Below are 26,028 nucleotides of genomic sequence, written 5' to 3'. Positions count from 1 at the left end.
TTTTGTCGTCCAAGCCTTTAAAATATTTGCTTTTAGTATACGAACTAAAAACGAATTCATTACTTAATCGCCTTGCTCACTTTTAGCTTCTTTCCTTTAACCTTTGTTTCTTCCATCGCTTGTAAGACAATCGAGCCTTTTCCATTAAGGATATCAACATAGGTTAAGTTATCCTGGATCGTTATAATGCCAATATCATCCGCAGTAACGCCAGGTATATTGGCGATCGTTCCTACGAAATCTACAGCCCGTAGCTTCTTCTTTTTTCCACCAGTGAAATGAAGTTTCATGATATCCTTGTTTATTCGTGCGGTTTTGTTATTTCTAACAACACGGCGACCACTGATTTTTTCTAAAAAAGCGACTTTTCCTTGATACACTTGTTGTGCTGTTGGAGCTTCCATCGTCTCAATCTCAAAGCCAATGTACCTCTGAATGGCTCTCAGGAACTTTTCTTCATACGAAGTTGCTAACGTAATCGCTTTCCCTTTTTGACCTGCACGGCCTGTTCTTCCTGTTCGGTGAACATAGCCCTCTTTTTCCATTGGTACATCATAGTTGATGATAAGTGTTACATTGTCTACGTCAATTCCTCTTGCGGCAACATCAGTTGCAACCAGATAACGGAAATTCCCCATCTTAAAACCATCCATCACCGCAAACCGGTCTTCTTGCTCTAACCCTCCATGGAGTTTTTCACAAGAATAATCGGCTTCTTCCAATTGTGCAAATACCGTTTCGACATGTTCCTTTGTATTACAAAAGATGATACAACTGTCTGGATTCTCGACGACGGTTACATCCTTGAGTTGTGCAATTTTTTCATCTTCTTCTACATGAAGTAAACGATGCTCAATCATACTCGCCGTGATCCCTTTAGCGGCAATCTCAATATTTATTGGCTCTTTCATATATTGGTGACAAAGGTTTTCAACATCTTTTGGCATCGTCGCAGAAAAAACCATCGTTACCCTTTGTTCAGGAAGTTCATTTAAGATCGCTTCCACATCGTCAATAAAGCCCATATTCAACATTTCATCCGCTTCATCTATAATAAGATATTTTATTTCGTCTAAACTGAGAGTTTCTCTTTCAATATGATCCATTACACGCCCTGGTGTCCCAACGACAACATGAGTTTTTTGTCTTAATTCTTCTTTTTGTTTCGCAAAAGGTTCTTTTCCATAAACCGCCATCGCTTTTATTCGCTTGAACCTTCCAATATTAGTAATGTCTTCTCTAACTTGGACAGCAAGCTCACGAGTAGGTGTGAGAATTAATGCCTGGGGCTTTCTTCCCTCCCATTCCACCATTTCGCAAACAGGTATACCAAACGCAGCTGTCTTTCCGCTACCAGTTTGAGATTTTACGACTAGGTCCTTGTTTTCCATAGCGACTGGGATAACTTCACGTTGAACCTCTGTGGGAGTTTCATATTTCAAAACAGAAATTGCTCTTTTTATTTCAGTGCTTAATTGAAAACCTTCAAACGTTTTTTCGCTCATGTACTAACCTCATTCATTTGTATTATCCGACTTATCTATAGATTTCTCAAAAAGAAATATCACTATGCAAAATCTGACTATCGTTCATTATACTTGAAATCCATAACAAAGCGACGTTTATTTGTTTTATATCTATATGATATCAGTACGATATCAATATGCTATCAATTTGATATTTCCCTACTCTAACAATGGTTACACACTTAAATTAAAGGCTTAATGTAGCTTCGATATCTAAGACTCTATGTGTTTTTATAACATCTACTAACATTTAAAAATACACATAAAAGGACAACAACGTTGACATATTTCTGCCAGGTTGAAGTCCTTTTTTTTGTTAAACGAATATATAAGCGGTACAATGCGAAAAATATTTGCTATTTTTCATGGAATATCGGTGAATACGCATAAACAGCAGGTGTCCCACCTGAATGTACAAATAAAACATTATCGCTCGACTTAAAATACCCTTTATGAACGAGATCTATTAAACCATCCATTGCCTTACCAGTATAAACTGGATCAAGTAAAAGCGCTTCTGTTCTCGCTATAAGTTTTACAGCATCGATCATTCCATCGGTTGGTACCGCATAAGCTGGGCCAACGTATTCGTCAAAACAAGTAACCCTCTCACTTGGGATTTTACCTTCTAAGCCAATATAAGCAGCCGTTTCATTTGTAAGTATGTGAACTTTCTTTTCTTGTTCCATTTTTCCGCGGCTTACATTAATTCCGATCACTTCAGTCTTGCTTTTCAAACCGAAAAATCCTGTGACTAACCCCGAATGCATACCTCCACTGCCACTTACACAAATAACATAATCAAACTGTATACCAAGTTCAGTAGATTGTTGGTAGATTTCTTCTGCACAAGCTACATAGCCTGTTATCCCAGTTACATTCGAACCCCCTACTGGAATTACATAAGGTGCCCCCCCTTTTTCCATTACTTCTTCAGCTAGCTGTTCCATCTCTAGATAGACATCTGTGCCGTTTGGGACAATTTTTATCGATTCCGTCCCTAACAGTTGGTATAGTAGATAGTTGCCATTGGTCTTTAAATCAAATGCATCTTCTTTGTTTTCTTCTAAAACTAAAATACATTTTAAATTTTCTTTTACACAGGCAGCTAATGTTAAGCGACAGTGGTTTGATTGAATTCCTCCAGCTGTAATAATCGTATCCGCTCCTTTTGCTTGAGCATCAGCGATGAGGAACTCTAATTTTCTCGTCTTATTTCCACCTTCAGTCAACCCCAGTAAATCATCTCTTTTAATGTAGATATTAGGTCCTTTTATCGCTTCAGAAAGACGACTCGCTTTCTCGATTGGTGTGTAGAATGGTGTATAGCGGTTGCGCGGGAATTGTTCAATGTTCATTGGGATCTCCCCTTTCAAAATTATCATCTTGAATTAATCGGTTCTTAATTATAGGGTGTTTCTATTTTAGCCTGCTTTGATTTTTTATAAAATAATCGCTTGATCCCAGTTCCAATATCATCAAATAACATGTAAACCGCTGGGATCATTAAAAGTGTTATAAAGGTTGAAAACAAGAGCCCAGCAATAACGACAGTTGCTAATGGGGACTGATAGTTGCTTGCAACCCCTGTTGATATTGCGAGCGGGAGCATTCCGGCAATTGTCGTAAATGTTGTTAAGAAGATCGGACGCATTCGATTCATCCCTGCTTCTACAAGCGCTTCATGAACGGTCTTTTCTTCAAGTCGTAACTGCTTTGTTCGATCAATTAGGAGAATAGCATTATTGAGTACAATACCGATCAGCATAATCACGCCCATTCCAGACATAATGCTTAACTCTTTTTGAGTGATGAATAAACCTAATATGACCCCTGTTATCGTCATGGGGATAATCGTCATAACAATAACTGGATGAATGAGATGATTAAATTGAACCGCCATTACAACATACACTAAGAAAATCGCAATCGCTAAAATCATAAGCATATCTTGAATAGCTTCCTGTTGTGCCTCTAAATCACCACTAACAGAAACCATATAACCGTCTGGTGTCTTGAATTGTTGCACGACATTTTGCACATCACGATTTACTGACCCTAAGTCGCGCTCTGCAATGTCAGCCAACACCTTTACTACTCTTTGACCATCTTTTCGATCGATTTGTGTCGGGGCCATCACGGATTTTAATTCAATATAGTTCGATAATTCCTTCTCCCCCTGTGGAGTATTGATTTCAAGTTTGAGTAAGTCGTCCTTTCTAGTGATTGTATTATCGGTTTTCACATAAATCGCTGTTGCTTCGGAATTCAGTAGTTCACCAATGGGTTGCTTTGAAGCTGCTTGAGCGTGAATACGACTAAAAATATACATAGGCGTTAAGCCATCTTCTTTCATTCTAGCATCTTTTAATACAATCAGTTGTTCTTCTTGCTGCTTATTCGAAGTGACTGTTGCTCCAACTATACCTTCAACTGCTCCTAATTCATCGATTAATCCTTTAGAGATAGTTGTTAGTTCTTCTATATGATCTCCTGTTACCTCAAGCTGAATTGGATATCCGCCACCCACACCTTCTAACGAAGAAAACACACCTGTTACTGGATATGAATCTTCTAATTCACGTAAAGAGCTAAAAATTTGCTCATTGACTTCTTTTTGTTCAACAGTGATGTTTTCTCCAGTTGTCATATTGATTAAAATAAACAAAGCTTCAATATTATCCAGAACAAAATTTTCTTTAATATCAGGAATCTGCCGTAATTTGTTATCAATTTCTTGAACAATATCCGCTTTTTCTTCAGGTGTAACTCCATTTTCAAGCGTCACCATTATTTCAGCGTATCGGTTAAACACATCAGGCATGACCGTCATGGGGACTTTTGTTGTTAAAAAAAGGGAACCTACAAAACAGATGATAAACAAGCTAATAATCCCATAGCGTCTTCGTTTCTTTTTGGTCATCCACAAAAGCAGGTTTCCATAAGAACGAAGCAAACGACCTTCGCGCTCCCCTTTTTGCTTGGCTCGTATTTTCAAAAAGTTTTCTGCTAAGGAAGGGATGAGTGTAAAAGAAACAACGACCGAACTCACCAATGTAACAATAACAACAACAGATAAGATAATCATGAACTTGCCCGTTTCGCCACCAAGTAAGCCAATCGGTAAGAACACGACAATCGTTGTTAGCATCGACGCCAAGACCGCACTTGCTACTTCTTTTGTCCCTAAGAGAACAGCCTCTGTTTTCTGATAACCAAGTTCTTTCTTTCGATAAATTGATTCTAAAATAACGATAGACGCATCGACCATCATCCCTACTCCTAGTCCTAATGCCGTTAAGCTAAGAACGTTAAAGCTAAATCCAAATATCCACATGCTTGAAAAAGTAAGTAAAATCGATGCAGGGATGGAAATTCCGATAATAATCGTCGCTCTCATATTTCTAAGAAAAAGAATAAGTACAACTAATGCAAGTATTCCACCGATTAAAATATTGTTGGATAAACCTTCAATCGAATCACTGATATAATCCGCTTGCGAAACAATGTCTTCAAAGGTAAAACCATTGACTAGACCTTCTTCTCTTATTTTTGCCACTTCACTTCGAACGGCTTCTGCCATTTCAATTTGGGTTACATTCGAGACTCGACCAATTTGGGTAAAAATGATGTCTTGATTGCCATCCTTCCAAACCCCTGAACTCAGCTCACTTTTTTCTAAAAAGACATTTGCTATATCATCTAATCTTTTCACTCCATCGTTTGTCGGAATTAACAAACTTTTTACTTGTTCAATCTCCTCTAATGAAGTATTCCAGCGAATCGTTGGTTCGTTTACTTCATCTTGAAATTCACCTAAGGATGTAATCAGGTTCGATTGTTGAATGTACGGAATAATTTCATTTACTACTAAACTATATTCTTCTATTTTGTCATTTTCAAATTGGACAATAATTTCGTTTTCTTCTAATCCTTCAAACTTTACCTCACGAACCGCGGGTAAAGCTTCTAATCTCGGCTTCACAACATGGTTGGCGAATTGAGTCATATCATCCATGTTGCCGTTAGAAATAGCCATAAAAAAATCAAAAGGCTGGTTTGTTGAAAGCTGAAAAGCATTGATTTGATGAACAGCTGATAACTGTGACTGAAGTGGTAACACTGCAGCTTCTACATCCTTAAAGACTTCATCGCCTCTACCTTCTTCTATAAAGATGGTTATAGAACTTTGACCTATGTAGGAAGAGGACTCATAGGACTCTACTCCATCAATTCCACTTAACACTTGTTCGATTGGATTGGTTACTTGTTGTTCAACATCGAGTACAGATAGCTCTCCTGCTTGTACTTGTACGAGAGCCATATCAAAGGAAACTGGCGGAAATAACTCCTTGTTTAACTTAGTTACTGAATAAATTCCCATAAAAAAGATTAATACAACCATCAGTCCTACGACAATTTTCCTTTTTAATAAAAACTGTAAAAAAGACATCTACTTCAACTCCTCGCTTTTTAAATACCGTTTTTATTATAATGATTTTTCTGGAAATTAGAATAAATTTACTGAAAATAAATAGATTTTATGGAAAATTTACACAACCAGTTGGAGATCGAGTAAGTCTTAAGACGGAGGATCAAGTCAGACTTTATTCTCCAAATCTTAATTTTGGGGAATACGGAGTATTCTTGCCTCTAAGAGTTTCATTTTAATCTTTAGCTAACGTTTCAATTTATAAAAATAGAAAAAGAGCGGATCTGATCTTTTCCGCTCACTAAAATTTGATTAAGTTTGAAATTTATAATCCAATACCAATCCATAGTCTTTCGTCTTTCACCTCAAAACGTTTAACATTGCCAACTCGTATCGCTTTCGCCTTTTCAATTTGATTTAAGTCAATATGAATAATTCCTTTATGATAGTGTAAAAAAGGTGACTTATTGAGGAGTTTAGTTGTGATCCAATGGTGATTGAGTGGCTTCAAACTGACTACCTTAAATGACAGCTCACGATCTCTAGCTACTAATGGTTTCAAATCGATACGAAAGGGAATGGTTAATCGGAGTTTTTTCATTGCTCCACTTATTACGATTTTATCTTCTATTAAACGTACTGCAATACTTGTAATCCCTTTTATCTTTTTCTTGTTCACTACCCACCCCAGCATGTCTTCCGTTAACTGAATAGTAACAAATTTTTCTTTTAACTCTTTCTTCGCTCTCGATAGAATACTTGTTTCTTCATAGTGCCTTTCGTTGAATTTGTCGTTCATAAACTTTTCCACTGTATATTCCCCACCCTTCTTTAAGTAGGAGATCGTTCCTTGTATTAATTAGAATGGCCGAATTCTGAAAAGAAAAAGTGATTGTACAAACTATACGTTGCCATGCCTGGTGCCGCGTCAATTATTAAGTTTTGCTAAAAATATTACTGTCATTATCGTTTTCTATGAATCACTAACCCTTATGCAATTTGAAGATGTCTTATTACTTATGAAAAAAATAATGGAAATCATACTAGCTTAAATAGCTATAGACCTGGCTTCCCATTGAGTTCAAGTAATCTTCGACTAAAGGAATTAATTGTGGGAATATTTCGAATTTCCCAGGGAAGCGCAGGAAATGACAATACACAACAGCAAACGAGAGACATATGTCAATACCTGTTGATACGTGTCTCTCGTTTAATTACAGTTTTTTTGAGTTTTAGTTTTAACCTATTTTATGTCTTTTTTTTGATTATTACATATTTAAAACTAATATGCCCTTCTTCAGTAAACTTGATCGCATTTCCAATCAAGTTAACTAGGACTTGGTTTAGCCTTTGACGAACAACTAATACCATATAGTTGTTCGTTCCTGCCTCTTCTTATTGATACTGAAGTGCTTATCCGTGAAAACAATCCTAATCTTATTCTATTTCTATCGATTTTGCATTAACTGTATTTACAATTTGCGAATACTGAACATAACAATTAGTAATTTCTATTAGTGGATGTATATCATAGTAAATTTTCTTACTTCCTCGTGTTGCAAGTACAATGGGTCGCCCTTTGAATTTTACCGCTTCTACTATAGATCCCGCTTTTTTAACAAAGTAGCCTCTGTTATCTTGGTCATTATATGAAATCGTGTGAGTATCGATCCATTCAACAATTTCATCTACATCAAAGGCTTTTGGAAAAAGCACTGAAACTAGTATTGTTTTGTTTCTTAATTCAAGTAATGTGACAAAACAATCTGAGACTTGAATGGATTGACTCTTAAAATCATTAAATAGCATTTCATAATCTTTAATCAAACAATATTCATACTCATCCTCGAACTCTCTTATATAATGTTCAACCTTATGAGTGGCTTTCTTCATTCGCAGATGAACTATATCGATCATATCCAATTGACTCCCTCCCTTGGTCTTACCTTTTTATAGTTTAAAGTGAAACTTCCATCCGTGAGGGTTTTCCTCTTCCCCACTGATGTTTAGTTGAGCCCACACGATGTGAGGAACACAGACGTTGCCATAGACGTGGCAACGTCTGTGTTCATTTAGCTGTTATGGGCAGTTGATCCCGATTTATCCTTCTTTGTTTCCTCTAAGTCTTGAAGTGGGGGTATTACTGCCAGTTGATGCGGGATAAATCGCAGCCACTGTTCCCCCCAGCCTATGATCGAATGAGTTGATCCACTGCGATTAAAGTATCCCTCGCGCTTCCTTCGATCTTTACATCAAATAACGACTGAAACTCACTGACCTCTTTATTTATATACACGGTTTTACCGTTTGTCATTTTTGGCAGTTGACTAACAGGATACACTTGAAGGCTCGTTCCGATCACAATTACTAGATCTGCTTGTTGAATATGATTAAGGGCATTGTTCCAAGCTTTTTCTAGCAGCGCCTCTCCAAAAAGAACAACATTCGGGCGAAGCTTGCCGTTGCAAAAATTACAACTTTCTTTATTTAAAAACTGGTCCCTACTCGCTTCGTTTTCACATTGATGGCAGCGGTACGTCAAAATCGATCCATGCAGTTCATCGACATGATTGCTTAAAGCCTTAAAGTGGAAACCGTCAACATTTTGAGTCGCCACCTCATGAATGAGATCGCTTCGTTCCCATTTAGCAAGAATACGATATCCTTCATGTGGTTCACACCCTTTTAACGTATTTATCCTCACAGAATAAAACTCATAAAATAAATCATAATTCTCCTCTAACGCTTCTACTGTTGCTACTGTTAGTGGATCAATATTTTTCCACCACCCTGACGGTGAGCGAAAATCAGGGATGCCACTTTCAACGCTCATACCTGCCCCCGTTAACACGACAGTATGTTTGGATTTTGTTAATGCATAAAAAAGTTCAAATATCTCGTTCGTAGTCGTTGGAAAGCATGCTTTCACCCATAGTTTTAATCGATGTTTCGGTAGCTTTTTAGTTGAGATAATATCCCATACTTTTTCAGCAAATTCAGGGTGGACATGAACAGGCTTCAAATATTCTAACGGATATTCTTCTATCATTTTTCGAGCAGAATCCCAATGAGTAGCTTCATTTGATTTTCTAACTGTCGGTTTAAGCTTTTTTATCGTTTTGGAAGGTTGGTATTCAACATTAGGTGGATGATCATCCATTTCCTCAAGTGAAAAGATTTCATTGATGTTGCGCTTATATATCCAATGTTCCCTTTCATTTTTCTTTCCTAAAAATGTAATACTCCCACCTTCACCACTAAGCTTAAGAATGGTTTTCCACTGAAATTCTTTCATCATTCGCTACACCCTCTTTCCCAGAACAATACGTTTTCCTACGTTCTTTAACGGAACATGAAATCTACTCACATCATCTTCCTTATTTTACCCGATAGCATATCAAAACCTTTTCCTTTTTTAGGAGTGGTTATCTCGTCCCACATTTATTTTGAAAAATAAAAGATAACAAAATCACACTAATTCTTGAAGATTATGTAATGTATTATGTTAATCTTAATCAATAAGAATGTTTTGGTAGAACGAATATGAGGTGAAACTTTGAAAAAAAGAACAAAAATATCTTTATTTATTGCCATGTTTTTGTTGTTCTCATCAATCGTCTTCTTTTATTTTCAAAATAACACCATTGTAACAACTGAAACGACGTTTTTTTCAAGAAATATACCCCCAAGTTTTGAAGATTATAAAATCGTTCAACTGTCTGACCTACATAGCAAAACTTTTGGAAAACATCAAAGAACCCTGGTTCAAAAAGTTAACAAAGTAAATCCAGATTTAATTGTTTTTACGGGTGATTTAGTAGATTCAGAAAAATATAACGAAGAAGCTAGTTTGACATTGATGGCGGAGTTGGTTCAAATTGCTCCTGTATATTTTGTAACTGGAAATCACGAATGGTGGTCTGGAAAATTCGATTCGTTAGAAGAAAAGTTAATAGATATAGGTGTCCAAGTCTTGAGAAATTCAGCAGGGGTATTAACTCGTGGAAACGATATAGTTCATATCATAGGAATTGACGACCCAGCAAAAGGAAATGCGAATTATGAGGAACGCCATATTTCAGAGAAAGCAATCCTAGATTCCCTAGAAGGACTCGAAGAAGATGTGAATTTTAAAATTCTCTTATCACATCGACCTGAAATGCTTTCTCTTTATGCTGATTATGAATTTGATCTTGTTTTCACAGGACACGCTCACGGTGGCCAATTTAGAATTCCTTTTATCGGGGGGGTAGTTGCTCCAAATCAAGGTTTATTTCCAAAGTATACTTCTGGTAAACATGAGTTAGATAAAACGACGATGATTGTGAACAGAGGCCTTGGAAATAGTATCATTCCTTTAAGACTACTTAATCGTCCCGAAATAGTGGTTCTTTCATTAAAAACAGAAATGTCAACGTACCCCCACTGAGAACCTGGCGTGCGTTACAAGCCCCGACAAGTCGAGTTCACATGGATGGTTGACGGACCCAATAAACTATGCGTTAGGCACTAGTTTTACGTTTTTTACTTGTGAGATATACCCTTTGATTTGACTACTTCTTTTGTTCCAAAGTGTGGCCATACGGTTCGTTACAACATGCTTTAATATTCCGTTTTCGATATTTTTTTCTTTCAGCTCACTTATCGTTTCGTTTTGTTGAAATATTGGTTGATAGACTTTATCTTTTTGACATCCATCAAGAACGTATCGCCAACCATTAGAACGTTATGACAACACTTCCCTTTTTATGTCCTGTTTCGACATATCTATGCGCTTCGGAAGTCTGCACCAAGGGATAGCGACTATCTATGAAAGATTTTATCTTCTCCGCCTCAATTAGCTCCTTAATTAAAATTAGATCATCAATCTTTTCGAGTGACAACGCACAGATTACTTTTTTGCCGCCGATCTTTGAGGTCCATAGCATTTGAATAACCTGGTTCATCTTAAAGCTGGCTAAAAGATAGCGTCCGTTTTGTTTTAGCGAGTTTTTACAACGTGAAAATGAACTCTTCCCTAATATGTCAAAAATGAGATCATAGCTTTCACCGTTTTTGGTAAAATCCTCTTTGGTGTAATCAATGACCTTATCAGCTCCTAAAGCTTTCACGAATTCTAATTTTTGAGTACTACATACCCCGGTAACCACTGCTCCAAAATGCTTGGCTAGCTGTACCGCAGCTGAACCTATCCCTCCAGAAGCGCCATTAATAAGGACTTTTTGTCCGCTCTGAATGTCTACTTTTCTAAACATATTTAACGCGGTTAATGCCCCATAAGGAATGGTTGCGGCTTCCTCATAGGTCATATTGACAGGTTTTATTGCCACTAACCCATCTGTAGGCATACATAAATACTCAGCATTAGCTCCAAAGCTAGGACCACGATAACCGAATACCTGGTCACCCACTTTAAATCGTGTCACATCTCTCCCTATTAATTCAATTTCCCCTGCAAACTCAGACCCTAGAATTTGTTTTTTGGGTTTTCTTATACCAAACGATATTCGAGCAAGGAGCCAGAAGAGAAAAGGCATGTTGAACTCTCGAGGTGAGATGTTTTTAAAATTCCGAGCTGTAATGTCCCCGTAATTTACAGGTGTGGCATAAATTCTTATCAATATTTCATCTTCCTTTGGTGTAGGTTTTTTCACCTCTTTTAGTTCCAGAACATCTGGTGATCCATATTTTGTGCATACAACCGCTTTCATTTCAATCATCTCCTCTTTATCTGTTAGTGCTAGTTCACATTTAGCTGGGTAGAAAATTGGTGCCGAAAAAAAATACCTATGTATTAATATAAATAATCCTATACTCCAATATTTAGTAATAAACGATAAAAAAATACTGTATTTTCCTTCCCACAAATGCACTGCAAAAGAACATTATATAGATAAAGAGGATAGAATAAATCGCATGAAATAGAGTTGGTTCAGTCAGTTAAATATCCCTTTTTACTTCATTTTTAACTTAACATTGATTTCCTTTTATTTGGGAGAGGAAAAAGAAAAAGCGTATCCATTTATTGTAGATACCCTCCGTTGAAGAACTTTTTAATAATATTATTCTTGATTTTCATATTCTAATAATTCCGTAATTGTTACAAATGTAAATCCTTGTTCTTTTAATGAGGTAATAATACCTTCTACTGAATTTAGTGATTCTCTTCTACTTTCATACATGACATGCAATAAAATTATTGAACCCGGTCTTATATTTTCTACAACATGATTTACAATTTCATTTGCATCAGCAGCAATTTCTGGATAAGAATCAGGTTCTATATTCATGTAAATGGTATTCCTATCTTCCTTAGATAGATAATACGGTAACAAAACTAACCTTTTTCCGTAAGGTGGACGGAAAGTGATTTCTCCCTCATAACCGATTTGTCGTATTAACTCATCAGTTTTATCTATTTCATCTTTAATAAAAGATGGAGATTTAAAAACCATTCTTTGATGTGAATAGGAGTGATTTCCAATTTCGTGTCCTTCTTGCACAATTTGAATCGCATCTTCAAAATATTTTTCGATTTCATATCCTGTTAAGTAGAAAGTACCTTTTACATCATGTTTTCTTAAAATATCTAATATTTCATGTGTATTTACCCCAGGACCATCATCAAATGTTAAGGCTACTACTTTTTCGTTTGTTTCGACACTATTAACTAAACCACCAAAAAATTGGAACATTCTTGATTGAGATAACTCATTTAATGAATAACTTACAGCAATCAATAATACGATTGCAATACTAATACTTTTTATTATTTTTTTCATATGGCCCTCAAAATTAAACTATATTTTCATCTTAATATAATACAATAATTTTTTTACTATTTGCATCTTTAAGCAGGGATTTCTCTAAATTTGACCAACCAATAAACTGAACCAATAATGGTTTTTCCTGTTAACTACGTTTTTTATGCTCGGATAAATCCTCACTTATTTAAGCCTTTTTTTAGACAAAAGATAAAATGGTCATAAGGATCCCAAACGTGCAAGTCATCTGCAATGTAGCCCCGTAGCCACAACTCGCCGTTAATTCGTCTAAGATAAAAGCCTTTCGGAAAATCATCGTCTTCAGTTAGTATCGCCGTTGCTATTGTGATAGATCCCGTTGGAGCTTGATGTTGCTGTATAGAAGTCCTCGAATCACCTTCAGACTGATCCAGATACTTCAGTCTTAGATAAGGTCCCAACTCAAGCGGACACAATTCCAAACCAAGTTCGCTCGCTTTTTTAAAGATCTGAGCAGTTGTAGCTCCTTCAAGAAAGCCAAGGTTACCAACGGTTAGTTCAACCGTATGCAATCTGTACTTTATATCAGAAGTAGTAAATTTTTCATTAGTTAATAGCCTCTTTCCATACTCATTAATCAGGATAGAGTATTCCTGCAATTTCTGGATAAGCTGCTCTTTCGTAAGTCCTCCAAGCTCTACCGTTCTAGTAATATTTAGACAATCAGGGTATGTTCCCTCATTACTGATACGCATCCGTATTCACTCCCTAACAAATTTATAAGTAGTATAAGTTCAATTAACTTGCAATCCACTTACATATTGTTGTCTTTTCTTAATTTCACACATCTCTTTGTTTTATTCAAATTTGGTTTCCGTATCGTTTTCGATGGTTCTTGGGGATAGTGTTGGAAATCTTACCGAGCATTTTCTTTCAGAAATCATTAAGGGGGTCCTCTTTGAATTGTCTAGTGTTAATGTTTACTTCATCAACAATTGATTTCTCCCAATCATATGCTACATCTAATAAACGAAAAATATTGCGAGAATGAACATCACCTGTCACAACAATATAAGTCAGCAATAATAAATCTTCTACGTTATATTCTGGATCAATATCTTGGACCGTTTATATTTATATCAATCGTTTCATTTCTTCTACAACAGCCCAATTAAACAGACGAATTCCTTTACGAATTCGCCTTTTTAATCACTTGATACTTTCGATTTTCTACCTTTGAACCGAACTAGGAAATTCCCCAGCTCTTCTTTTGACTATGTCTTTGTTTATTTTTTCTCATTCCATAAAATGCGTAACTATAATCATTTGAATGATTTTCATACAGCTTGATTTCATCTCGTAGCATTTGTACTACTTTTAAAGCCATTTCATTCCAGCATATATTTCCATTTTATGCAAGTTTCATTGTAGCTAAGTTGTCATAGTTGGGATGACATTATTCGTTCATTGGTGAATGGAGTTGCTAGATTCACCGAATATTATTTACGAACTTCGATTTCAATAATGTTGCTTATTTCATACGTAAATGAAACAACCGTTTCTTCGTTGGCTGGAACGTCAATCCAAAATACGATATTCCGTGAACTTTCTTGTTCAAAAGTATGACTACTCTCTTTCATTTCCCAATTCTTTTCATAAATACTATGATCAATTTTCATCATGGCCATTTCGGATTTTTTATTTTTGATTTCATAAACATAATCAACATATTCTTTTCCGTAAGCCCTATACCTTCGTCTTTCTCGATTTTTCGTTACAATATCAAAAGCTTTCCCGATCGTAAGCTTAACCAACTCATCTTTTGGTATATGAGAAATCTCATCCTCACCGGTAAATTCTAATGTTTGATCAACTTCATCTTCTTGATACACTTTAATTTTCCCTTTCGGCAATGGGATCCCCATGCCGTTACCCTTGCAGTTTTCTATTTCTATCAATATGGTGGGTTGTTCTGAATAACTATTAACGTGATAATATTTTTTATACTTCCCGTTTACAATATTAAGAAAATTGATTTGCTTTTCTTGTTGATTTTTTAATTGTACAGGGCGATTTAACGTATACATATGTTGGTCTGCGAAACTTTTTTCGCTAAAGCTCTCTTCCTCTTCCTTAACATCTATTTGACTATAAACTACAAGTTCATCATAGTCAGGTTGAAGAATATCATCAACACGATTGACTTCCCCTGCGATCAGCTTTAATTGGGCTTGATTATAGGTTGTTCCTGATTGGTTCATGATTTGAACCCAGCCTGTGAGTTGAAACGTATCTTGTTGCAACTCTAAAACATAGTTACCATTCCACTTTATCCCTTGAGTTAAATATGAAACTTTAATGTTTTGGTTTAGAAGTTGCTGTTTAATATTCCAAATTAACGCTGGCTTTACCATGAGCCCAGAAGGTAAAGACGGTAATATTAATTCCCCAACAGGGTTCATGACAATTTCTTTCGTATCGACTTTTTCACCAATAATTCCATCTACTACACTTAGCAACCGCAATTCTGTTTTTTCACCACGCTCTTTATCATAAATCGTGACAACATGGTCTAAATATTTTTCTAGCAGTTTTTGTTGACTAACGAGGTCGTAATCAAAATTAAATTCTTCAATTTTCACTCCACTCACAATGATGGAATCCGTCTCTATTTTTTCCGCTACATCCATATATTGAATTTCTGCCACAGGTGCTTCACTATGAAGACTCCTCTCTTCTTTCACTAATCCAAAACCACCGTTATAAAGAGTAATACTAAGTTTTTCACAATCATTATTTGTACTTTGTAATCTCATGGTACTGTCTTCCTTTCTATTAAAGGTTAAATTTGTTAAACAAAATATCAATTGATTTATTTGGTTAAATCTTAAAACTTTTTCAATACTAAACTTAGTTTACACGATGAGCGTAACTTACCTTTTCCTTTTTTGGGATAGGTAAGTAAGAGGATAAAATAAGCGTTAATATTTAAAGCCATGTAAAGATTTTATAACAGTTAGACTACACCGAATACCCTCTCATTTTTTTCAATCGAAACCCCACTACCTTTGAAGAACACCCCTGCGTATGAAAAAAAACGAAGGCATAATCCCTCCGTTTTTCCGTTTGAATTTTTTTGTTCATCATATCATTTTTCAATCACTACTCATAGTGTCTAAATAATTTTCCAGCCTCAGCTTTCATGCGAGTTACAAGTGAAGGTGGAGAAATAACTTTTGCATCACTTCCCCATGTTAATAACCAACGCACCAAACCATCACTAATGACCGCATTGGTCGTTATTCTGAATGTCTCCTCTGTGTGCGGACGAATATTTACGTCTAATCCGAATCGATCGATAACAACATTAAGTAATTGATTTACAAATTCTATCTCAATACTTCGCTCTTCCCCTGAATACATATGAAAAAGCGTTTGTGTATAACGGCTAATATCAAAATGAGGGTCAATTAGAAATGTACGATTCGTAATTTCTACGTTTCTCATCCGATCAATACGATAATGACGGATATCCCCCTCAGGCTGAAACTCACCAATTAAATAGTAAAATTCATTGTTCCATACGAGAGCATACGGCTTTACAGAATAACCATCTCCGTTTCTACTTAATTGAAAATCTTTAGAATTATTATATTTACCATATTGAAATTGAATAACTTGCTTCTTCCAAATGGCTTCATGTAAGACATTAATCGTTTTTCTAACTTCTTTATTTCCCGATTTGGTCCCTTCAGGTAATAGAATACGATTTTCTAGCTGTTTCGCAAGTTCAATACTTGTTAGCTTTTTCAATTTTTTGACTAGGTTTTCTGTTTCCGCCTTTGTTATAAATTTAGCAGAAGAAACCGCATCGATTAACAGACGTAATTCATGAATTTCAAACAAACGGGTTTGATGACTATAATACTTCTCCACCCCATTTTTTTCATGATTTTCAATTACATCAAAAAGACCCGACTCTGCTAATTCTCTTAAATCATCTCTTACCGCTTTATGTCCTACAGTTTGTTCAGTTTTAGTGTAGAATAAATCTACCAATTCCTTGATCGTTAACTGGTGATGTTCGTCCGTATATTTTTTTAGTAGGTCTTGAATTTTTAATAGTCTTTGTTTCGTTGATAACTTTGTCTCCACCATTCATCCTCCACCTTGTTATGTAAAAGAAACCTACACTATGAAGTTGTAACCGCTGCAGTTTCCATATCCCATGCATGAAAAGCAAGTTCAACTAATAGTTGTTGGCGATCTTCAATACTCACTGAATTCCACTTATCATAGGTTCGGAGTTTACTGACGGCACGATTGATTTTTGTATTGACACCGACTTGTGGCTTTTTGGATATTGCTTTTGTAAGAACGAAGTTACTTTTCTCATATTCGACACGCTTATTTTCATAAGAACCATTTGAGATTGATGAATTAATAGACTTCTCTAACAGCGTTAGATTTCCTAATTTAACAACATAGTCTTTGTATTCATCTTGTTTATCAAACGCATCTCGCACACTAGTTGTTGGGTTTCGCGGGAGGATGTGTTCAAGCTCAATATCTTTATTAATGTACGTATTTAAAGTAGTGTATACGGGTGTACTTCCCCATGCTTTCTCGTCTAATGATTGGGATAGCTTGGCCAATATATAACGAATTCGATATTGTTGTATACTTTGTTGCGTTAATATTGACAAATGATAGGCGAAACTTTCTTTCTTCTTTCTTTTATCATCTTCAATATATTTTTGAAGGAACTGATCTAATCCCTCTTCATCCTTAACATTTATCAAATCTAATGACCACTTCGCAAACTTCTTTTCAAACGTTTTTGTTGGTTCTCTGGTGATCGTATAACAGAAAAATAGATTTTCAATTTGTCTTGATAGTTTTTCTAGCAATTGATTATCTAACTTTCGGGCTGCTAATAGTAAAATTAAATGTTGTCGTGCAGATCCACTAAAATAGCGTAGATTATCTAAATAACGGTTGTTCGTTCCATCTGGATTTTTCCCCGAAACATAATTAGCATAGGCTTTAACATTTTTTGTTAACAATTCTACAAACCCGAAAGAATCAGACTTATAACCACACTTATCTTCATTATTGAGGAACCAATCATATATCCTTTCTTCGGTAATTTCTTCTACACCATAGTTCCCCATAATAAAATAGCGCAGGAACCGTAATGGCTTTTCTTTTCGTTTCTCAAGTTCTTGAACAATTTCTTTCCATTTCATCTTTAGCTTATCAAATTCTTGTGGTTTTACATGCATGAACATAAGGTTCTTCAGCAAATCCATGGAGTTTAAACCGACACCTCGATCATTGATCGTTTCGAAAATTTTCAGGGCTTGGGCAACACTAATCGTTTGCACACGAATAACTTTTACTTTATTTATTAGATATCCAAAAAATTCTCTAACTGTCTTTTCCTCATCACCATAATTTTGGGCTAAAAATTCTTTCGTATATTGATAAGCATTAATAATGTTGTTAACCGATTTTGAATTTGTCGAGACGTTTGAAACGTCCTTTCTCTTACCTAATTTTTCAAGGATACCATCACTTTCTTCATACTGTAGGGACAGCTTCATCTTTTCAACTGCATTTCCCATATAGTCAAAGCTTGAGTTTAAAATAAAGCTGTTAATAGCTGAAATATCTGCTTGTTGATTAATATCTGTAATTCTATCGCGAATCGCACATAAAATGACGATCATCGTTGTTAATCGTTGTTGTCCATCAATAACCTCTAGGACACTGCCTTCATTTTGCATTTTAGACTCACAAACAACGATACTACCAATAAAATAATCTCCTTCATCTGTTCTCGGAAAATCACCTTTCGCTTCCAATATATCTTCTAAAAGTCGATTTACTTGATCTTGTTGCCACACGTACTCACGCTGATAACTTGGAACTGTATAATAGTCATTAAAAAGCTTTTGTACAATAAGATCTTCGGATTGGATCGTATTCATTGGTCTCCTCCATTACAAACTGGAACTTTATGTAGATATTTACAGTCTATCATATTGTTGTCAAAGGGTGAAGAAACTAGTAGAAAAGAACCAAACCTAGTTTTATAGGTTTGGCTCTCTCGAATACTATTTTTTTGAATATTCCAGTTGATATAAGACATTTTACAAAGCTAGTTAAGATTTTCCATATTTAATAAATTTGCTAACCCAAAATCCGCCTCCAACGATCATTAGTGTTAATATAATCCATAAAACGATACGAGTTCCATCAGATACGGTAAGTAAACTCCCAACAAAATCAAAATAGCCGATTCCTGCAAATAAATTAACTAATACAACGGGAAAGAACACGGCAGACATTAATTCAATTTTTTTCGAATTATTCCCTCGGTGAAACTCATCAATCGTTGAAACTTGGTCGATTACTTCATTATGTAACTGCTCTGTTTCAAAAATGAGATTCCACTTTTTAAACTTTTGCATTCCTGTTTCATCATTCGTAATTTGGCTAAACCATCCATGAGTGATGAATTCCAACATGACTTCTCTTAATTGACTTATTTTATGCTTTTGAGTTCCATATCTAGAGAGTTGCTTTGAAAATTCCATTAATGAATATCGTTGCTGGACGACAAGTAGAAAGATAACAAAATCTGTATTATAAAATTGGTGTTGAATTAAGTCTCGTTTCTCCACTTTTTTGTCACGTTTTTCAGCAATTAAATTCGAAACTCCTTGGTCAAACTCTAGAAAAGCCGCTCCTTCTTTACTAAAACCAAAAACATAATCATCATCGATTTCAAGAAACATCTTTTTAATATTTTCTTGCATATAATCTTTTTCAATTTCAATTGGATGGCCCCAATCCATTAAATTCGTAAACTTGTAGACCATTTCTTTTTTCAGGCCTTCAAAAACCGTATGACCATCTAATGTTAGATGTGTAAACATTAAACCCTTTTCACAGTTTTTCAAGTCCAACTTCGTACTGTTTAGCGGTTCATTAAAAAAAGCAAGAAACTCTTTTCTTTCTATTCCACTGCTTAACCTTTTATTAATGTCTAATATTTCTTCAAATAATAAAGTATTCACTTGACTAAATGATGGATTTAAACCTACTTCTACAGCCAAAAATCCGATTCCGTATTTAAATAAGATGACGTCGACTTTATTTATTTTTACGATGTTTTCTAATGTCGAATCTTTCATACCCGCATTTATCTTTAATTTGATGGTATACACTTTACAATAGCTTTCTGTCGTTTCGGTATCGCCATCAATATTAAATAAATAATCTTGAATGTACGGACGAAAATATTTAATATCTGTTTCATTTTCTAGTAATTTACCACTTAAGAAATGATGATTGTCTTCGAAACTAGCTACTATTTCTTTATACTTATCGGCTTCAAACGTAATCGGGAAAAGAACTTTATTGTAATAATTTTTCACTTTTGGCTTACTGAAATTTAATGTAATATCTTTAATTTCATCAATTTGAAGTAAGCTACCAATATTCGGCGAATCAATAATCGTATAGTCATGACTTCTTCCATCATACCAAGGGTCATAATTGATACACCACTCATCTTTCCAACGTTGCCTTCCTTGGTCTCGCCATTGCTTTAGACTATCATCTTCATTTTTAAATACTTCTTTTTCTCTTTTTTGTTCGGCAAACTCTAATATTTTTCCTAATTCACCGAGGGTAACATTAAAATGAGGGTTAACGGATATTGTGACTCTGTTGGTTTCCAATTTGAAATTGTTATCCATTTCCACTATACCTGGGATAAAAGTGAAAACATAACCAGTCTTTGATGGAGAACGAGTATCTGCTCTAGCCCATAATTTATGTAATGAACATTTTGGAGTTTGATTCCAAAAAAGCGCGTCAACTTCAACCACTTTTTGGCTTCTATTATCGTTCAGTAAGTACATCGATCTTTTTTCGCAGATGGTTTCGTCTTCAATGTCTGCTTCATATTTTTCATAATCTTTGTTTAGGAGGTTTTGCTCATCTTGAAATGGATGGTTAGCGTCAAGAATAATCGGATGATCCACACACTTTTCACTTTCTTGAAAACTATTTAACTTGCTCATCATATATTCAACAAGTAATAGCCCTTTTTCCATCATGAGTTCGTTCTTTCTTGCAAATGAGATCGAATTATCGAATTGATTGTCAATAACATCTCCAATAACGAGGGAGATCGTATATGGGGTACAGATTTGATTAAAATCAACCCCTTGTTCCCCAGCATCTATTTTTTCTGCATAATCGACTAATAACTCATAATCTTGTGGAAAATGACCATGTTGAATATAAAACGAAGCTAAATAAACACTCGCATAACAATCAAAGTCTGGAAACGCATGGACAAAAATCGTAATTGGTTTACTTCTGTCAATTTTACTTAAAAGGGAAGGATAAGCTGATAGAATACCCGTTGCACTACAAACCTCTTTCCCATTCACATTAATAGGGCTTTTCAAATGATGGTGATCCACAATACCGTAAGTTAATTTATTACCAACATCTAAAATAACAGTTGAATCTAGCGAGAAACGTTGTTCCTTACCGTTATGACCATATCTAATAATAAACTGGTCCTCTTCTACTTCTACCGTAGCCCCTTTTCCAATAAAACGGTATTGAAATGTACTCGTTTTTATCATATTTTGCATTTATTTTCCTCCAATTGAAATAACTCTATTAACTGAAATTATTTACAGTTTACCATAGTAGTTTTATAGCGTGAAGGAACTAGGCGGAAAGACCTTGGTTGTAATTTTATCCCGCAACAACTGGCAGTAATCCCCCCACTTCAAGACTTCGAGGAAACAAAGAAGGATAAGTGAGGGATTAACTGCAAGTAAAAGCTTAATGAACACAGACTAAATGCGCCACGTCCTATGGCAACGTCTGTGTGACCCACATCGTGTGGGCCTCAACTAACCATCAGTGGGGGAAGAGGAAAACCCCCTCACTGATGGAAGTTTCACTTTATGACGATATTGTTAGTTTGCTAATAGAATATAAGCTGGAGGATTCGTTTCGTAGAGCTTAGGTTTTCCTGTTCAAGAAGATTAGCTCTTGTTAATTTTCATTACTACTATAATATGGAATATTCAAGCCCTAATACAAAAGAAAACGTACATTTCTTCCAACTTTAGGAAGATTTCTAATCTAAAACAATAGTTTAGAGCCTTCTTCTTCCAACTTCGGGAAAAAATTACCACTAAAACAATAATTAGAACTCAATATTTCCAGTTACAGGAAGGAAACAGCTCTAAAATGAAAATTAGAGCTCGAAATTCCCAGTTCTAGGAAAATTTAAGCTCTAAAACATAAATTACTACCCAACTCTTCCAGCTTCAGGAAAAATCTACTTCTAAAACATAATTAGAGCCCATCATTCCTAACTTCAGGAATATACGGGCTCTAACTTGAAAGGTTGCTCCAGTTATTTCCTATATCAAAGCTAATTTTCGCAATGCAGCTCCAATCATATTAATAGGATCCAGGGCGTGTTAACTTTATTTTTTAAATTGGTTTGATCTTTGGGATAGCCATTCCTGAAGGACTTCGGGGATTTTTCCTGTCATGGCAATGGAAACATGTCCCCCTTTAATTCGCGCAAACGTTTTATCCTTACTGGATATGAGGTCCATGATGGGTTTTGTCAAATGTTCAGGAACGATTTGATCATCGGTTGTCGCAATGACTAACGTATTCGCTTCGATATTGGTTAAATCGACTTTCTTTCCGTCGATTGCTAGCTTGTTATTTACCAATTTATTGCTTATCCCTAAATCCTCTATCAATTGTTTCAGTGTTGCTCCTGGAAAAGGAACTGGGTCTTTTAACCATTTATTTAACAGCCGCCATTTTAATATGGCTTTTTCGTCAGCTGATTTTTGTAAGAGATACAGATAGGAACTATACGAAAACGGTGATGTCACTAATCTAAGTGCACCTTCCACCACTTTTCCTGGAATAATACCATACGCATCAATAATCTCATGGATATTCCTGTTCATATTATTATTCTTTAACGACTCTTTCCAATGGTTCTGAAAATTTTCAAAATCAATTGGTGCTGCAAAAAGAACAACATTCTTTATCGGTGCACTAGCAATCGCTAAATATATCGCTGTTAAAGTACCACCTAAACAATAACCGATTACACTCATTTCCTCCACGTTAGCATGAAGCAACGCTCGTTTAACACCTTTGTCTATATACTTTAAAATATAATCATCCAATGTAAGATTTTTATCTTCATATCCTGGCTCACCGAAATCAAGTAAATAAACGTCATACCCTTCTTTTAAGAATGCTTCAATCATACTCATTCCAGGGTATAAATCCAAAATATAAGATTTATTGACTAAGGAATAAATAAGAAACAAGGGAGTTTGAAATTTCTTTTCCCTTGTTGGATAGTACCAGAGGGTTGTTTTGTTTTTCCTCCATACTAGTTTTCTAGGAGTTTGCCCTATTTGTAGATCGGGATCGGTGATAATAGTGGATAAATGTTTTGACCACTCCTTATTTTGTTTCTTTTTCACTTGATTTCCTCCGTTCTAACAATCGTTCAAGCAACTGACTTGTTACAAGAGAGTTATTAGGTGAGGTAGAAAATACATCTTTTATTAATTTTTCTTTCACTTCACTTTTATCTCTTTTCTTTCTTGTTCCTGTTTCTTTTTTTGTACTTTCTGGTTTTTTTGCCTCTTGCGTTAAATCAATCAATTTCTCTTCGATAGCGTCTAATTTTTCTTCAATTTGCCTTACTAATTGAGCCACATTTGCCACATCATTTTTTGTAGGAATATTCAATTGCAACGCCAGCATCTCAGAGTATTCTCGAACTTTTTTTATGAGATGAGCATGTCTGTTTGATCCTAATTTAATCAAGTTCATGATTTCTGGGTCTTCTAATAATTTATGAATTAGTTTATTCAACGACTCTTCTGATTTAAGAGTAACTGATTTTATTACTTCTAATTGATGTTGTTCTTTCTTACCCTTTTTTTTAGCCAATGTAATCACGTCCTCTTTTTCTATTACTAATAAAAGGAACTATACATATAACCTATTCATAGCCTTTTCATATGGTTTTCTACTTTGCCTATTTTTTACTATTTTAGGCACTATAGTTATCCATAACTCCAAAATGAATGTTGAGGTATCTTTAATAATCACCTAATTTCAATGTACTAGACGTTTGGATAAACTAATCTAGTTCTCCCCTCATACACTATTTGAGCAAACAAGCTTTACGAGAGGAGGCAACAAATTGAGTAAATTAAAGAATTGGAAGCAAATCAAAGGACCAAAAGGAAAATGGCTAACAGGAAATCTTAATGACTTCCAGCAAGATCCTTTACACTTTCTAACCGAACTTTCTATTGAGTATGGTGAAGTTGCTAAGTTTCGTTTAGGACCCTTTCAAAAGGTCTATCACGTCTCGAATCCGAATTTAATTAAGGAAATCCTAGTAACTAAACAAAATAAATTTACGAAATCAAAAGATTTAAATGTTCTTAAGGATGTCGTCGGGGAAGGTCTGTTGACGAGCGAAAAAGATTTTCATATGAAGCAAAGAAGACTTATACAACCTGCTTTTAAAAAATCACATATTACAAATTACGCTCATGATATGATCGATGTAACAACTGATTATATCAGTCATTGGGAGGAAAACCGCGAATACCAAATGGCCCAGGAAATGATGAACATTACACTTGGTATTATTACGAAAACGATGTTCAGTATGAGCTTTCAAGAAGGTTCTGATGTGATTGGCACTCCCATCGAATCGTTTATGAAACTTGCAATTAAAAGAATGCGATCCATTGTACCACTCCCTCTATGGTTACCAACAAAAAACAATCTTCTCTATAAAAAATCCATTCTAAAATTGGAACAAGTGTTAGGTAACATCATTGAACAAAGAAAAAAAAGCGGTGAAAAGCTTGATGATTTACTTGGAATGTTAATGGAGGCACGTTCCGAAGTGGATGGTTTAGGTATGTCCGACAAACAACTAAAGGATGAACTTATGACCATTTTCTTAGCTGGCCATGAAACAACAGCGAATGCATTAACCTGGTGTCTTTTCTTACTCACACAAAACCCTCATGTGGTGAAAAAGTTAAATGAAGAAATAGATCTAGTGATCGGTGATCGTAACGTCGTCCCTGATGATTATATGAAATTGCATTACACACAAAATATAATTTGGGAAACGCTTCGGTTGTACCCTCCTGCCTATGTCATAGGTCGTCAAGTCGATGAGGATGTTGAGGTTGGCGACTATCTTTTTCAAAAAGGCGAAATGATCCTGATCAGTTCATATGTTTTACAGCGTGATCCAACTTATTTTGAACAGCCACTGTCTTTTATGCCAGAACGATTTGAAAATGAAATGGTCAAATCCCTTCCTCCTTATGCCTACTTTCCGTTTGGTGGTGGACCAAGAGTTTGCATCGGTAATCACTTTGCTATTATGGAAGCTGTGCTTGTTTTAGCTTGTATTTGTCAAAAATATAATTTAGCGCTCGCACCTCATCATCATGAAGTAAAGCCTCAACCACTCATAACACTTCGACCAAAACGCGGCATAAATATTGTGCTGACTAAGAAATAAAGAGGAATTACACTTCTGTTAATAAAGATTGGCCTTATTGAATTCAAGGTCAATCACTACATAAAAGAGTAAATTCGAGTAAAAATAATATATGATAATCATAGAAGTATTACAAAAGGATTAAAATTGAACAAACATTCAAAAAACTATTGATTTACTGTTAAACAGCATTTATCATTATTTCTTGGAAACGTATTCAAGGGAGCGATAAAAATGTTAAGGAAGCTAAGTGATCTACAATTATTAGAGGCGTATAAAAAGGCAAAGGATTTAAATTTATCAAAGGACTTTATTAATATTTTGAAACATGAAGTAGACAAAAGACAAATCTAAATGGAAGAAAAACATTAAACTACTTTTTGTCGTTTATTTTTGATTGGAGCCATTTTAAAAACTCAATTTCTTTTTTTGTGACACTTCTATTTAAAACACTTTCAAAATAAGTAACGATCCCATCCAACTTCTGTTTATCTGACAAAATTCTCACTCCTTTACCAAAATATTATTGTAAACGTTTAAACATTTCAACCATTTTTTCAAACTGGCTATTTACTTTAGTCATAAAAGTATATGAACCTACATATTGATGGATTAAGGGTTTAATCTGGCCTCTTTAAGCCCTTGAATAACGACTTCCTTTATGTTATTCCTCCTATAGGGGCCACTTCAATTTTT

Annotated in this window: 19 protein-coding genes and 1 pseudogene; 3 read left to right on the top strand and 17 right to left on the bottom strand. The window is 35.2% G+C overall.

The window, feature by feature from the left end:
• Positions 1-59: 59 nt before the first annotated feature.
• The 6 genes from BK574_RS02505 to BK574_RS29020 form a co-directional block, all read right to left on the bottom strand.
• Positions 60-1,505 (bottom strand): DEAD/DEAH box helicase, encoded by a 1,446-nt coding sequence (locus tag BK574_RS02505; protein ID WP_078427356.1) that lies wholly within the window; start codon positions 1,503-1,505, stop codon positions 60-62.
• A 377-nt stretch (positions 1,506-1,882) separates the two neighbouring features.
• The gene (cuyA, locus tag BK574_RS02500; RefSeq protein WP_075386530.1) at positions 1,883-2,884 is read right to left on the bottom strand and encodes a D-cysteate sulfo-lyase; all 1,002 of its coding nucleotides are present in this window, start codon (positions 2,882-2,884) and stop codon (positions 1,883-1,885) included.
• Positions 2,885-2,928: 44 nt separating this feature from the next.
• Positions 2,929-5,979: an efflux RND transporter permease subunit gene (locus BK574_RS02495; protein WP_078427355.1), complete on the bottom strand. Its 3,051-nt coding sequence runs from the start codon at positions 5,977-5,979 to the stop codon at positions 2,929-2,931.
• Between the two features lie 304 nt (positions 5,980-6,283).
• Positions 6,284-6,757: a hypothetical protein gene (locus BK574_RS02490; RefSeq protein WP_158211503.1), complete on the bottom strand. Its 474-nt coding sequence runs from the start codon at positions 6,755-6,757 to the stop codon at positions 6,284-6,286.
• A gap of 638 nt (positions 6,758-7,395) precedes the next feature.
• A complete protein-coding gene (locus BK574_RS02485; protein WP_142247870.1) occupies positions 7,396-7,875 on the bottom strand; it encodes a hypothetical protein in 480 nt (159 codons plus the stop codon).
• 271 nt (positions 7,876-8,146) lie between these two features.
• The gene (locus BK574_RS29020) at positions 8,147-9,256 is read right to left on the bottom strand and encodes an SIR2 family NAD-dependent protein deacylase (RefSeq protein ID WP_338020579.1); all 1,110 of its coding nucleotides are present in this window, start codon (positions 9,254-9,256) and stop codon (positions 8,147-8,149) included.
• Between the two features lie 294 nt (positions 9,257-9,550).
• On the opposite strand from BK574_RS29020, the gene BK574_RS02475 reads away from it, so the two are divergent.
• A complete protein-coding gene (locus tag BK574_RS02475) occupies positions 9,551-10,387 on the top strand; it encodes a metallophosphoesterase (RefSeq protein ID WP_078430760.1) in 837 nt (278 codons plus the stop codon).
• 99 nt (positions 10,388-10,486) lie between these two features.
• Here the strand turns inward: BK574_RS02475 and BK574_RS28160 are convergent.
• The 10 genes and pseudogenes from BK574_RS28160 to BK574_RS02430 form a co-directional block, all read right to left on the bottom strand.
• Positions 10,487-10,683, bottom strand: a pseudogene (locus BK574_RS28160) (RNA-guided endonuclease TnpB family protein); the annotation flags it as partial.
• Entirely contained in the window at positions 10,677-11,669 is a 993-nt protein-coding gene (locus BK574_RS02470; RefSeq protein ID WP_078427352.1) for an NAD(P)-dependent alcohol dehydrogenase, read from the bottom strand. The pseudogene BK574_RS28160 and the gene BK574_RS02470, both read right to left, overlap by 7 nt.
• Before the next feature lie 351 nt (positions 11,670-12,020).
• Complete coding sequence (locus BK574_RS02465) at positions 12,021-12,740, bottom strand: polysaccharide deacetylase family protein (RefSeq protein ID WP_078427351.1); 720 nt, start codon at positions 12,738-12,740, stop codon at positions 12,021-12,023.
• Positions 12,741-12,901: 161 nt separating this feature from the next.
• A complete protein-coding gene (locus tag BK574_RS02460) occupies positions 12,902-13,456 on the bottom strand; it encodes a helicase (protein WP_078427350.1) in 555 nt (184 codons plus the stop codon).
• Positions 13,457-14,200: 744 nt separating this feature from the next.
• Positions 14,201-15,517: a DUF4139 domain-containing protein gene (locus BK574_RS02455; protein ID WP_078427349.1), complete on the bottom strand. Its 1,317-nt coding sequence runs from the start codon at positions 15,515-15,517 to the stop codon at positions 14,201-14,203.
• 346 nt (positions 15,518-15,863) lie between these two features.
• Positions 15,864-16,856, bottom strand: a complete 993-nt coding sequence (locus BK574_RS02450) for a helix-turn-helix transcriptional regulator (RefSeq protein ID WP_420796926.1) — start codon at positions 16,854-16,856, stop codon at positions 15,864-15,866.
• A gap of 38 nt (positions 16,857-16,894) precedes the next feature.
• Positions 16,895-18,694, bottom strand: a complete 1,800-nt coding sequence (locus BK574_RS02445; protein ID WP_078427347.1) for a DUF262 domain-containing protein — start codon at positions 18,692-18,694, stop codon at positions 16,895-16,897.
• 174 nt (positions 18,695-18,868) lie between these two features.
• Positions 18,869-21,382, bottom strand: coding sequence for a hypothetical protein (locus BK574_RS02440; protein ID WP_078427346.1), 2,514 nt, complete (start codon positions 21,380-21,382; stop codon positions 18,869-18,871).
• 852 nt (positions 21,383-22,234) lie between these two features.
• Positions 22,235-23,269 carry an alpha/beta fold hydrolase gene (locus BK574_RS02435; RefSeq protein ID WP_238457923.1) on the bottom strand — a complete coding sequence of 345 codons (1,035 nt, stop codon included), beginning with the start codon at positions 23,267-23,269 and terminating at the stop codon, positions 22,235-22,237.
• A complete protein-coding gene (locus tag BK574_RS02430) occupies positions 23,250-23,744 on the bottom strand; it encodes a hypothetical protein (protein ID WP_078427345.1) in 495 nt (164 codons plus the stop codon). The genes BK574_RS02435 and BK574_RS02430 overlap by 20 nt, the downstream gene beginning before the upstream one ends.
• Before the next feature lie 256 nt (positions 23,745-24,000).
• Between BK574_RS02430 and BK574_RS02425 the strand changes: the two genes are divergently transcribed.
• Positions 24,001-25,353 carry a cytochrome P450 gene (locus tag BK574_RS02425; RefSeq protein WP_078427344.1) on the top strand — a complete coding sequence of 451 codons (1,353 nt, stop codon included), beginning with the start codon at positions 24,001-24,003 and terminating at the stop codon, positions 25,351-25,353.
• A 213-nt stretch (positions 25,354-25,566) separates the two neighbouring features.
• Positions 25,567-25,686: a sporulation histidine kinase inhibitor Sda gene (gene sda / locus BK574_RS02420; RefSeq protein ID WP_078427343.1), complete on the top strand. Its 120-nt coding sequence runs from the start codon at positions 25,567-25,569 to the stop codon at positions 25,684-25,686.
• Positions 25,687-25,705: 19 nt separating this feature from the next.
• Here sda and BK574_RS28670 read toward each other — a convergent pair whose 3' ends face one another.
• Positions 25,706-25,831 (bottom strand): hypothetical protein, encoded by a 126-nt coding sequence (locus BK574_RS28670; RefSeq protein WP_274379389.1) that lies wholly within the window; start codon positions 25,829-25,831, stop codon positions 25,706-25,708.
• Positions 25,832-26,028 lie beyond the last annotated feature (197 nt).

The sequence above is a fragment of the Alkalihalobacterium alkalinitrilicum genome, from assembly GCF_002019605.1.
Classification (GTDB): Bacteria; Bacillota; Bacilli; order Bacillales; family Bacillaceae_F; genus Alkalihalobacterium; species Alkalihalobacterium alkalinitrilicum.
Note: the sequence above shows the minus strand (reverse complement) of the source record. Positions and strands in the feature narration are given on the sequence as shown.